This window comes from Candidatus Albibeggiatoa sp. nov. BB20 (genome assembly GCA_016744725.1).
Lineage (GTDB): Bacteria > Pseudomonadota > Gammaproteobacteria > Beggiatoales > Beggiatoaceae > Albibeggiatoa.
On sequence record JADGDW010000020.1, the window covers coordinates 23,534 to 35,442 of the forward strand.

Annotated in this window: 10 protein-coding genes; 6 read left to right on the forward strand and 4 right to left on the reverse strand. The window is 38.0% G+C overall.

Features of this window, described 5'->3' with window-relative positions; all coding sequences use genetic code 11:
- Positions 1-472 precede the first annotated feature (472 nt).
- Entirely contained in the window at positions 473-1,816 is a 1,344-nt protein-coding gene (gene mnmE, locus ABXH34_RS03920) for a tRNA uridine-5-carboxymethylaminomethyl(34) synthesis GTPase MnmE (RefSeq protein WP_353570560.1), read from the forward strand.
- 64 nt (positions 1,817-1,880) lie between these two features.
- On the opposite strand, the gene ABXH34_RS03925 is transcribed toward mnmE, so the two are convergent.
- A complete protein-coding gene (locus ABXH34_RS03925; protein WP_353570561.1) occupies positions 1,881-2,327 on the reverse strand; it encodes a YaiI/YqxD family protein in 447 nt (148 codons plus the stop codon).
- 437 nt (positions 2,328-2,764) lie between these two features.
- Between ABXH34_RS03925 and ABXH34_RS03930 the strand changes: the two genes are divergently transcribed.
- Both ABXH34_RS03930 and ABXH34_RS03935 read left to right on the forward strand, forming a co-directional pair.
- Positions 2,765-4,438, forward strand: a complete 1,674-nt coding sequence (locus ABXH34_RS03930; RefSeq protein WP_353570562.1) for an ABC transporter substrate-binding protein — start codon at positions 2,765-2,767, stop codon at positions 4,436-4,438.
- A gap of 19 nt (positions 4,439-4,457) precedes the next feature.
- Positions 4,458-6,158: a methyl-accepting chemotaxis protein gene (locus ABXH34_RS03935; protein ID WP_353570563.1), complete on the forward strand. Its 1,701-nt coding sequence runs from the start codon at positions 4,458-4,460 to the stop codon at positions 6,156-6,158.
- Positions 6,159-6,247: 89 nt separating this feature from the next.
- Here the strand turns inward: ABXH34_RS03935 and ABXH34_RS03940 are convergent, their stop codons facing one another.
- Entirely contained in the window at positions 6,248-7,690 is a 1,443-nt protein-coding gene (locus ABXH34_RS03940; RefSeq protein WP_353570564.1) for a pentapeptide repeat-containing protein, read from the reverse strand.
- 197 nt (positions 7,691-7,887) lie between these two features.
- Here ABXH34_RS03940 and nadD point away from each other — a divergent pair, with 197 nt between their 5' ends.
- Both nadD and rsfS read left to right on the forward strand, forming a co-directional pair.
- A complete protein-coding gene (gene nadD, locus ABXH34_RS03945; RefSeq protein WP_353570565.1) occupies positions 7,888-8,538 on the forward strand; it encodes a nicotinate-nucleotide adenylyltransferase in 651 nt (216 codons plus the stop codon).
- A gap of 12 nt (positions 8,539-8,550) precedes the next feature.
- Complete coding sequence (gene rsfS / locus ABXH34_RS03950) at positions 8,551-8,907, forward strand: ribosome silencing factor (protein ID WP_353570566.1); 357 nt, start codon at positions 8,551-8,553, stop codon at positions 8,905-8,907.
- A 142-nt stretch (positions 8,908-9,049) separates the two neighbouring features.
- Here rsfS and ABXH34_RS03955 read toward each other — a convergent pair whose 3' ends face one another.
- The gene (locus ABXH34_RS03955; protein WP_353570567.1) at positions 9,050-9,838 is read right to left on the reverse strand and encodes a hypothetical protein; all 789 of its coding nucleotides are present in this window, start codon (positions 9,836-9,838) and stop codon (positions 9,050-9,052) included.
- Between the two features lie 251 nt (positions 9,839-10,089).
- On the opposite strand from ABXH34_RS03955, the gene ABXH34_RS03960 reads away from it, so the two are divergent.
- A complete protein-coding gene (locus ABXH34_RS03960) occupies positions 10,090-10,449 on the forward strand; it encodes a phasin family protein (protein WP_353570568.1) in 360 nt (119 codons plus the stop codon).
- Between the two features lie 280 nt (positions 10,450-10,729).
- Here ABXH34_RS03960 and ABXH34_RS03965 read toward each other — a convergent pair.
- Positions 10,730-11,909, reverse strand: a 1,180-nt coding sequence (locus ABXH34_RS03965; RefSeq protein WP_353570569.1) for a phage replication initiation factor, incomplete at its 5' end; no start/stop codon positions are given.

Here is an 11,909-nt window from a genome sequence, read left to right on the forward strand (position 1 = left end):
ACAATGATTTGAGGTTTTTTATGACTCATCGATCTTGGATGGATTGGTCTTTAGACGCTGAATCCGATTTTTCTATGCTTAAATTGTTCAAAGATGTGTACCTAATTTGATTGATGCTAATGGTATTTGCTGGATCGGATATAGGTTAAAATAGATTATATGCTAGTAAAAGCGATGACTTGTTTTTTAGTATTTCATGTTACGCAAAATGTAAAAAAGTTTGAAAGAGTAGGGTGGAATAGATGAGCCTTTGATGTTAGTTATTATTAATAAACTCTCTCTCACTATATTCCACCATCCCAAGCGTATCGCATATTTTGGTGGAAAACGCTACGCTATTCCACCCTACATAAAATGAAAAGTTCTTTTATTTACGTAAAGTGAGTTGGTATATTTTGATTTTAAGACTTTAGCTTATTGTTTGAGTCAATTGATTATTAAAACCTTTTAGCATAAGTAAGGATTTTTGTTCATGAGTGATGAAGTTGAATTAACAGATACCATTGCAGCGATTGCAACACCAATTGGTCAAGGCGGTGTGGGGATTGTGCGGGTATCAGGTTCGCGTGTTCCTGAAATTGCAAAAATGATTATTGGCTCATTGCCAAAGCCTCGTAGTGCATTGTTTACAACATTTAAAAATACCGAAAATGAGGTCATTGACCAAGGTTTAGCCATTTATTTTGTTGCACCACATTCCTACACAGGTGAAGATGTATTGGAATTACAAGGGCATGGCGGTGTTGTGGTGATAGATTTATTGCTTAAAGCGGTTTTGGCCTTAGGTGTGCGTTTGGCAAATCCAGGAGAGTTTACTGAAAGAGCCTTTTTAAATGGCAAAATTGATCTTGCCCAAGCCGAGGCGATTGCTGATTTAATTGAAAGCTCTTCAGTGCAAGCCGCACGTTGTGCATTACGTTCTTTACAAGGTGAGTTTTCACAACAGATTCATCAGTTGGTTGAACGTTTAATTTGGTTACGGACTTATATTGAAGCAGGTATTGATTTTGTAGAAGAAGAAATTGACTTGTTAGCAGATGGTAAAGTACAAGGTAAAATCGAACAATTACAAATAGATATTGATGCAATTTTAAATAAAGCTCAGCAGGGATTTTTACTCAAAGAAGGAATGCACATTGCGTTAGTTGGTGAGCCTAACGTGGGTAAATCCAGTTTATTAAATTGTTTGGCTGGACGTGAAACTGCGATTGTAACTCCAATAGCAGGCACAACACGGGATATCGTCCGCGATCAAATCGATTTGGATGGAATGCCATTGCATATTATCGATACTGCGGGTTTGCGAGAAACGACTGATTTAGTTGAGCAAGAGGGAATTAAGCGCACTAAACAAGCGTTACAAGAAGCCGATTTAGTGATTTTATTGCTAGATGACCGTTACCCTGACGATCATACTCATGAAAATCTACTCACTGATATTCCATCAACCCCACTTGTGATTCGGAATAAAGTGGATATTAGCGGGCATCAAGCGGGTTTAAGTAATAATGGTGTCTTATATTTATCTGCGAAAACCAATGAGGGAATAACAGAACTACGCCAGCTATTGAAACAGAAAATGGGTCTGCAAAATAATACTGAAGGCAGTTTTTTAGCACGGCGCAGGCATTTAGATGCTTTACAACAAGCTCAGACCACATTAGATACAGGTTTAACCCATTTGCTGACATATCAAAACGAGCTGTTAGCAGAGGAGTTGCGTTTGGCTCAGCAGGCATTAAGCGAAATTACAGGGGAATTTACGGCTGATGATTTATTAGGGCAAATATTTTCCAGTTTTTGTATTGGGAAGTAATCTATAAGTGATTTCATTATTCAGCCGTGTCCGTCCTCTGCCGCTTGGTAGTGCTCATACATTATCAAGTGTGCTGTGCTAACAAGCGATCCAATTGGTCTGCAAATGCCTTTCTATCCATTTGATTCAGTGGGTCAGGTCCTCCTGTCATAATGCCACTGGAACGCATAGTTTCCATAAAATCACGCATGGTTAAACGGGCTTTAATATTTTCAGTGGTATACAATTCCCCACGAGGATTCAAAGCCAGCCCACCTTTTTCAATCACTTCTGCTGCCAGTGGAATATCACCTGTAATCACAATATCACCTGCACTGAGTCGTTTTACAATTTCATTATCTGCGATGTCAAAACCTGATGCGACTTGCACAAATGAGATATAACGAGAAGGAGGTATTTTCATAAAATGATTAGCAATCAACGTTGTTGGTATTTGTGTACGTTGTGCAGCTCGGAATAAAATTTCTTTAATCACCGCAGGGCAAGCATCGGCATCAACCCAAATATTCATTTTTGTATCCTTACTAAAAATAAGACAATATTTAATTTAGAGCACTTTGTACCATAGGTCAAAATGAACTGAAAAGAGTAGAATATACTTTATGTAGTCACATTTTTGTGATTTTAATATCGTCACCAAAAGCACTATAGAACCGATTTGACATCTACAATATATAATATTTTCACCATTAAGACGCAGAGCGTCTAAGCTACATTCCAGCGGAGACCGTTGGAACGAGAGAACAAGAAAAAACATTTTTTTCAAATAATTATGACTAATCACTACGCTCAGCGTGGTAACTCAGCTTTGACGCTCTGCGTCATTTTGAAAATGATTTTTGTTCCATTATCCATTAGTTGCTATAGGCTTGTGCAAAGCGTTCTATAAGCTATCTTTTTATTTACTCACAAGTTAGAATTATTTTCTATAACTATAAGGAAGGTGTTATGCGCTTATTTTGGATATTTTTAAGCTATTCACTTGCATTTAACTGTTATGGTGATATTTCACTTCAAAATCATGACCCAATGACGTTGCGTTATGATGATAGTGAAAGACGTGCAGCCCCTCAACTCAGTCCCGGTTCACACCTTAAGTTATACATTCCAAGCCTACCTTATCTCTATGTTTCTCATGCAATTAATGGTGCTTTATTCCGTCCAGCAAATAATGAAAGAGGCTGGAAATATGATTTAGCAGTCAGTCATCAAAAAATCAGTGATACTGTTTATGAGTTTAAATTACGTCAAGGAGTCGAATTCCAAGATGGCACTCCTTTTGATGCAAATATGGTTTTGCTAAATATGGACTATTTTAAGAAAAAACCGTTTCTTTATAGCAAAATGCATGAAGTATTCGATTATGTGGAAAAAGTAGACGATTTTACAGTTCGCTTTCATCTGACTCAAAAATATGGCGTATTCTTAAATGATTTAGTTTGGGTACAATTTTATACTCAAGCTTATTTAGAAAAATTTGGTTGGAATGGTAAAGCAACCTGTCCAAATTTAGCAGAACCTGGTCCTTATGGTATTGGCCCTTATATTTTGACTGAAGGCTATATTGAAGGTGATCGCAAAACCCCTAAAGCTGAGCTGGTGGCTAACCGCAATTATTGGGACAGTAATTATCCTAAAATTGAAAGAATCACGGTTTATACTGAATATGATAGTGTACAAGCTAAAAATGATGTTTTATATAAAGAAAATGTATTAGATATTACGCCGATTGCCTTTGAAAACAAAGTAGAAACAATGCTGTCTCCTCATGCTAAATTACTAATTTCACCTTCAACAGCAAGTTATGCAATCCATATTAATATGCGTAACGGCAATCCTAAATTATTAGAAAAAAAAGTGCGTTTAGCTCTAAATCAAGCGTTAAACCGAAAATATCTACTGTATTTTGTTTATGAAGATGAAGCCCAAATTTCATCAACCTTAGCTTCACCCAATTTCCCTGGGGTTCAAGAAGCCTCCCAATCGATTAAGCCTTATGATGAATATAGCAATCCTTATGCACCTGAAGAACAAGAACGGCTTAAATCAATTCTTAACGGCTTAACATTGAAAGTGCTGACCCAAGAACGCTTTTTATTTTTATGGCGTGGGATTCAATACCAGTTAAGCAAAGTTGGGGTAACACTGGATTTAAATGTCACTAATACTGAAACCGTGATTTTTCGGGAACTCCTATCCACTAATGCCCGACAGAATACAGTGGATTGGGATTTGTTAATCTGGGGTAATGATGATTGGTTTTTCTTTCACCCTTGGACCGCCTTTTTTGTCTATCGTACGCACAATGTGTGGAGCACAGTATTTCCAGACCCTGTTATGGATAGTTATATCGAAGACATGTTTAAAATCGCCGTGGGTGAACCCGGTTACTTAAGTGTGGTTAAAAATATCATGCAACGGGCTAATGACAATGCATACATGCTTTTTGTACCGACACCCAATAAAGTGTTTGCAGTCAACAAAGAAGTGATTTATACCCCTTATAAAATGGCTTCCGTTCCGTTGTGGGAAATTGAATTAACCACACAGCATCCTTCTATACGGCGTGGTGATTATTCTGAACGCTTAAAAAAACCTGTTGCCATCATATATAAAAACTAATTTTGAGAGCGCCTTTCTTATGAAAAACTTGAGTATCACTTTTAAATTTTTCTTACTATCTGGATTTTCTATTCTGGCATTAGTTAGCCTAGGGATATATGGTTTGCAAAATGTATATATGACATTCACAGATGTTAAGCAAGTCTACGAAACTACAATTAAAATTGAACAAGCCACTCGGGAAATTGGTAATCCATTAAATGATGTTCGCCAGCTATCATTATTACTTGTCACCTCGCCAGATCAGACTTCCAAAACTGAATTACAACAGCGTCAAATTGTATTGATACAACAAATTGATAACACTTTTGATGATTGGGAAACTTTTGTCAGCCAAACGACTAAGCCTGCGTTTTTAAAATTACGTGAAAGCTGGGAACAATATAAAATTCTGGTTAGATATACCACTGAACAAGTAATTGCAGGTTATAGAGAAGCAGCTTTTATTAATGTTAGCGGTTCTGAGCAAGAGCAATTTAACCAGTTATCCGATGATTTAAGTATATGGCTACAAGGCAAAGTAGAAGACAGTGCCAATGTCTACCGTTCAGCTAACCAAGCTTATCAAACTACCATTACCAATGGCATTATTATTATTGCGATTTTTGCCGCTATCGTGGCAATTTTTAGCTGGTTTATCGGACGGATGATTATTAACTCATTGCGCACCGCTGTGGATATTGCCAACTCAATTGCTGAAGGTAATTTAAATACCCATATTGAAGTGAATAGCAAAGAAGAAACAGGCAAATTAATGAATGCCTTGGTCACAATGCAAACCCAATTACGCACTCGTGTGGAAGAGGCTGATGAGACAGTGGAACGCTTGACTAAAACCATGGGCGTGATTAAACAGGCTTCTGATTCGGTACAAATATCGTCTGAACAGATTTCACGCGGTAATGAAAGTTTAAGTCGTCGTACTGAAGAACAAGCGGCCTTTTTAGAGCAAACCGTTGCCAGCATGGAACAAATGACCAGCACTATCCAACAAAATGCCGATAATGCAGAGCAGTCAACCCAATTGGCCATCAGCGCACGTGAGAAAGCAGAACGGGGTGGCGCGGTGATTAATGCTGCTATTTTAGCCATGAAAGAAATTAGTGAAAGTAGCGAACAGGTGTCCGCGATTATTACGGTTATTGATGAAATTGCGTTTCAAACTAATTTATTAGCTCTGAATGCGGCGGTTGAGGCAGCGCGGGCGGGTGAACAGGGTCGAGGGTTTGCGGTGGTTGCAACTGAAGTACGTAACCTTGCGCAACGCAGTGCAACGGCTGCAAAAGAAATCAAAAATTTGATTAAAAATAGCGTGCAACGGGTTGATGATGGGACTGAATTGGTCAATCAGTCTGGTGCAACCTTGGAAAAAATTGTGGTCGCTGTGAAAAAAGTCAATGATATTATTGCAGAAATTGCCGCTGCCAGTCAGGAACAATATGCAGGGATTACTCAGATTAATAAAGCAGTCTCAAAAATGGATGAGATGACGCAGCAAAATGCCTTGCTAGTCGAAGAGGCGACTCAAAATAGTGATAACATGCTCAGTCAGGCGGAGTCTTTGCGTGAACAATTGCTTGAGTTTAAATCTGCCAATGCCAAGAATTATGAAGAAAAACAAATTTCTAATACAGAATCAGCAGAACCTCCGCCTAAACCAGAAAAAGTAGCGACAACGCTTAATGACGACGGTGATGATAGTGATTGGGATGAGTTTTAATCTTAATTAAAGCTGAGAACATTGGAACTATTTTTATTCAGAATGACTGGCAGTTTACTCAAAAGCTACCAGTCCAAAAAAACATTCTATTAATCAAAAGGCCTTCCAAATTGAGTCAGTATCCAAATCACCATTAAGTAAATACTTAACAAAGACTGAAACCCACTGATTGAACGCATCCAACCTTTGCGCACCCGTAATGAAAATTCTCTAGGCTGTAATTGTTTAATCCAAACCCCAACATTGTATTGCTTCCAGCCAATATGAAATGCTGACAACACGCTAAAATACAGAGAAATTCTGAGCATTTTAAATTCTAATAAAAGCTGTTTAAACCAAGAATCTCCACAACAACGTTTAAAACGCAATGGGTGATAGGCATCTAAACCATGTCCGCCTTTTTTAATTCCTCTGCGCCCACTACTGGTTAAAACATTGGATTCCCAAACCACCTCAAAATAATTATGTTTGGAATCTATGCGTAGGGCTATCCAGTAAATAAAAGCAAATAACAGGATTGAATCAACCAATAATGACAAAGGTCGCTGTGGTTCTAAGCCATACGCTGAGGTTAAATTAAACAAAATATAACTGAGTACACTGCCCACTCGTTCCCAACCACCTTGTTTCCAATTTTGTTCTTGGATTTGTAATTGTAGCAAGTTGGTGATAATCCGCTCTGTTTCACGCATCCCACTTTTACGATAAGCCGCCCGTAATGAAGCCAATACAGGGCTGCCTGCATGGGTATCATAATATTGTACATCCTTGAATAATTCATCTCTATGATGAAAGGTCGGCACGAGACTGAGAGGGTCAGGATATGAATTCACTTTGGGGTAAAATGTTGATTCACTTAGATTTGCATTGCTAAAATCACTATCGGATAAAATAGCATAAAATAAGTTAGCTCGAGTCAAATTAGCTTCGTGTAAAATCGCCTTGCTTAAGTTCGCTTCAACTAATTCAGCCCCTGTAAAATTAACATTGGATGCTTCAGCCTCGGTTAGATTGGCGCGTACCAAGTTTGCTTCTTCAAACACTACATTATATAAGTAAGCTTGGCTTAAGTTCGCTTTGATAAGTTGAGCCTTTTGTAACGATGCACCATCTAGCCAAATACGACTTAAATTACTGGCGGTTAAATTCGCATTTTGTAACTCAGCATACATTAGATTAGCCATTGATAAATTTTTGCGTGATAAATTCAAACCTTGTAGATTTGCACCACATAGATTAATCCGCCGACGATCTTGATAATCAATCAGTTCACCTGCTTGTTCTAAATTTTTTGACTCTTTTAGCCATTCTCGATGCAAAGGTAAAAGCTGTTTTAGTAAACTATCTAACTCCTGTTGGGTAAAATTATAGTTAAAATATGGTGGTTTTGAGTTACACATCGATTCAAGGCTAATTTGTTGCTGCTCAGCCAGTAGATGTAAAGGCAGTAACAGAAAACCCAAACCAAGCAGCAGCCTATAATATTTTTGGGTAAACATAACATTCTCGGTTGTTACAATGAAATTGAGCATATTTATAGCACTTTCCTGAATATGAGTATAGAGAGGCAACATTAATTAAAAATACGCTGCCCATAATGGGTGATCTTGGGCTGATTGAAAAAATCGAATAACAATCTTTTTCAGAATAGCTGTGCTAGAATAGTACCTACCTATTACACTGCTTTTGTTAGAATAAACATTACTGAAATTACAGAACATATCACCGTATGACAGGGCATTTACAACAAAAACCAATTGGCTTATTAGGTGGGACATTCGACCCCATTCACCACGGTCACTTACGTTTAGCTTTAGAATTATATGAACGTCTTAATCTTGCTGAAGTCCGTTTGATTCCTTCGGCAAATCCTCCACATCGAGAATCTCCAACAGTAACCGCTGAATTGCGGCTAGAAATGGTACGTGCTGCGATTGATGGTTTACAAGGTATTATTGCTGACGACCGTGAATTAATGCGCTCGGGTCCTTCCTATATGGTAGACACCTTAAAAAGTATCCGAGAGGAAGAAGATTCTCGCCCTGTTTATATGATTTTAGGAATGGATGCATTTATGAATTTGCATAGCTGGCATTGTTGGGAACAGTTGCTGAACTATGCACATATTTTGCTGGTCAGAAGACCGGGGAAATTATTACCAATGACTCATATTATGCGCGGTTTTTTAGATTTAAATCGAGCAAAAACCCTTGATGAATTACAGATTAGAGCCGCTGGTAAAATTTATATTGAAGATATTCCTCCTTTGACTATTTCAGCAACACAAATTCGCGGTTTACTCGCCACGGGTCGAAATCCTCGTTATTTACTGCCACGACCTGTTTTAAATGTGATTAATACCCATCAACTTTATCGTTAATTTTGGAGTCCTATGCAGCCAGAACAACTACTTGAAATTGTGAACCTCGCTTTAGAAGACCTAAAGGCTCAAGATATTAAAGTCTTAGATGTTCGAGAAATGAGTTCCGTTACTGATATTATGGTTATTGCCAGTGGTACATCTACTCGGCAAGTCAGTTCCATTGCGCGGAATGTAGAAGAAGAAGCTAAAAAGAATGGTGTACGTGCTATAGGCAGCGAAGGCCTTGACATTGGAGAATGGGCTTTAGTCGATTTGGGTGATGTCGTAGTGCATGTGATGCTACCAACAGTGCGTGATTTTTATCAGCTTGAAAAACTATGGTCAGATATAGGTTCAGATATAGATCAAGAAGAAACGAAAGATTAAGCTGTATTTTTGTAGTCTGATTTGATCGATGACAAAAAATAAAGCCACATCCCTTTAAAAATCCATTATCTCCTATCGATGAAATAGTAATCATGGCTGGAGTGCAAGTGATCTGATGCTCTTTTGCACTCCCTGATAGATTCTAGCGGCGACGCGGCTGCATCATTTGTTGTATTTCCTGCACACTCAATGGCGTAAAGCCTTTCAATGAAAAGAAATTTTCTGTCACTGACGCATCAGTTTTAATCATTACCACTTCGTTACGTATTTTTCCTGCTAATTGTCCCGTTGCATACACACTCTTCATTCTCATTCCTAATGCTTTCATTTGCAGTTCTAAGTCTTGGTATGCTTGTGCACAAGGGTGTTGTTGCTGTGGCACTTTAGGCGTATTGGCTTTTTGTGCTTTTTTAATGGTGTGCATGGTTTTATCAAATTGTGCAATATGTCCTGTTTCTGCAGCTTGTTTAGAAAAGTAGTCATTTGAACACAATTCACCATTTGCAATGACTTGATAATGCTCGGTTGGATAGCCTGCAATCTCAATATTTTCATCTTCCACTTTGACTAATTCTGCATGAACAGAAGCAGACGGTGGTAGTACATTTTGTCCGCGAAACGTCGGCATATTTGGCATTGCCTGACGTGGTGGTTGGCGTTGATTCGAATTTAAACGCATGATGCTGGGGTCAAAGTAACGTTTCTTTTCTGGGTTTACCATATAAATTTTTTGCATTTTTAAATCTATTAAACGATAACCTTGTGGCGCTTGATTGGTCGAGGTAATTTGCATTCGTGCATAATCGGCACTGATATAAACTTGTTGAGTCTGTCCTTGAGCATTGCGTACTTCAACCATGGTCTCAGCCCAAGCATTGATTGCCAATAAACTTAATCCAGCCATGATGAAACTTAAATAAAGCCTTCTCATATATCCTCCTGAAATTGTAAAGTATTGTTATCAAGGCGGTTCACTATAACAGACCCCCTATATTAAGTACTATGTTTTTACTTGTTTTTTTAAATTTTCCTAAAAAAAGTATTGACAAGGTATATTGAATATATTATTGTGCAATGCAACATTATGTTGCAGCGCAACATAAGAAACAGCCTTAGATTGCTGTTGAAAACAGAATTCATTTTAGTCGTATTTTCTTAAAACTTTTACTTAAGGGTCTTATTATGCAAGCTCAATTCATGGAACAATTTTCAAAAGCAGGTCAACAATCTTTAGATACTGCTAAAAAATTTGCTGAACTTAACAATGCTTTTTTCAAAGGCTTAACTCAGCATCAAGTTGACACTGTTAGCAACTACATGGAAAATGCTAGCCAACACGCTAGTAAATTAACTGAAGCTAAACGTTTACAAGACATTTTGGCAGTTCAAAACCAATTTGCTCAAGAAGCAAACAAAATTGCTATGAGTAACGCTCGCACTAGCTTAGACATGATGGCTGACGCTAAAAACCAATTCGCAGCATGGTACGAAAATAGCGTAAAAGGTGCTGCTGAATATATTCCAGCTAAAGTAGCTAAATAATTTTAGATTGTCAGAATAAATCTGATTCTCTAATGGTGTTCTTTACTTGAGGACACAAAAAAAGCCTTGTTATTCTATAGCAGGGCTTTTTTACTTTTATATTAAACAGATTCATTGAGTTAATTTGAAAAAAGCCAGAAACAATAATAATTTTTTATTTTAATATATTTAATATTCAATTAGTTATGTATTTTATCAATTCTCTTACAAATAACAAATTTCAGTTTAATTTAACTGGGGAACCTTGGTTTTTAACTCGTTGGTTGACAGTTTGTTGTCATTAGTAAAGGGCGTTACCTGCCAACCGCCGTTTATTTATTCTGTCTTCTAAATCAAGTTCTATGTGCAGACCTAATTCTTGATAGTCCCAATCATATTGCCATATTTTAGAACGTTGTTCGTAAAAAGATTCTATATCCCGCCATATTCCTTGTTTCATAAGCTCGCGCATGACTTCATGAGCACGGTAGCCTTTTCTTGAATAAAGTGATACGACACAGCCAAGATAGAGTGCTACGAGTCGGTCGATGGAGGGGTTATAGTCCTTCTTTGATAAGCCGTACTCCCGCTTAAGAAGTTTTACTTGGGACACACCCCAATTGACTTGCTGCATAAGTATTGTCCACATAGGGTCAATGTAAGATGATGTGTATTGAAGACGGTATGAGGTCATACCATAGAGCCAAAGGCTTGGTATCCAATAGTGGAGTTGTGCATAGGATTTTATTTCAGGCTCTCCATAATCGCTAGGGTTTTGGGCTAAATAGGCACTGAATTGGTCTATAACACGATGGTGAAAGCGTAACTCAAAACGGCGTACTTGTTCACCACGTTGATATGGGGAGGGCAATTCTGGTATTTCTGAGTTTGATTGCCAAATTTCTTCCCAAAAGTCAAGTTTGTCAGTTTTGGTTGCCTGTAGTGTTTTGTCGTAAATGGTGAATTGGGTAAATGCTGCAGAGCCATAGGTGATTGTTTCAGTGCGGTTATAAGTGACTGCAATTTCCCCTGTCTGAAGTTCTATTTTTTGTATCCCTGAATGGCGATAGTTTCTTTTGGAGCGACAAACTAGACGTTGTTCAAAGTCTGGTGGTATATCCCAGCCCATGACATCAACGCATAGGTGAGCTGACACGCCTAAGTATTCCCAGTTATTTAAAAAAACATTGGCGAAGCTGTCAAGCATGGTTTGTATTTCATTAGGTGTTGAAGTGCAGAGTAGATGCGGTGAGCATTCTATTTTGAGATGAGAATGAGGCTCGGTATCGCTGGAGAAATCGGATAAATCATCATTCAAAGCCATTGGCTCAACTTCAATTTTTTTGTAACGAGAGCAGTAGAAGATAATGATACCTAATTCGTTATTTTGTAAGCGGTAGGTATAACCTGATTTGCCGCCACTACCCAGAATAAAATCGTAATTGCCTGTACTGGTTTGGATGTTGACGATTGCGCCTATT

Excerpts from the sequence above, each read along its gene's own strand:
- ABXH34_RS03930 (WP_353570562.1), top strand. The coding sequence starts at position 2,765 with ATGCGCTTATTTTGGATATTTTTAAGCTATTCACTTGCATTTAACTGT.
- ABXH34_RS03935 (WP_353570563.1), top strand. The coding sequence starts at position 4,458 with ATGAAAAACTTGAGTATCACTTTTAAATTTTTCTTACTATCTGGATTT.
- ABXH34_RS03960 (WP_353570568.1), top strand. The coding sequence starts at position 10,090 with ATGCAAGCTCAATTCATGGAACAATTTTCAAAAGCAGGTCAACAATCT.
- ABXH34_RS03925 (WP_353570561.1), bottom strand. The coding sequence starts at position 2,327 with ATGAATATTTGGGTTGATGCCGATGCTTGCCCTGCGGTGATTAAAGAA.
- mnmE (WP_353570560.1), top strand. The coding sequence starts at position 473 with ATGAGTGATGAAGTTGAATTAACAGATACCATTGCAGCGATTGCAACA.
- ABXH34_RS03940 (WP_353570564.1), bottom strand. The coding sequence starts at position 7,690 with ATGCTCAATTTCATTGTAACAACCGAGAATGTTATGTTTACCCAAAAA.
- nadD (WP_353570565.1), top strand. The coding sequence starts at position 7,888 with ATGACAGGGCATTTACAACAAAAACCAATTGGCTTATTAGGTGGGACA.
- rsfS (WP_353570566.1), top strand. The coding sequence starts at position 8,551 with ATGCAGCCAGAACAACTACTTGAAATTGTGAACCTCGCTTTAGAAGAC.
- ABXH34_RS03955 (WP_353570567.1), bottom strand. The coding sequence starts at position 9,838 with ATGAGAAGGCTTTATTTAAGTTTCATCATGGCTGGATTAAGTTTATTG.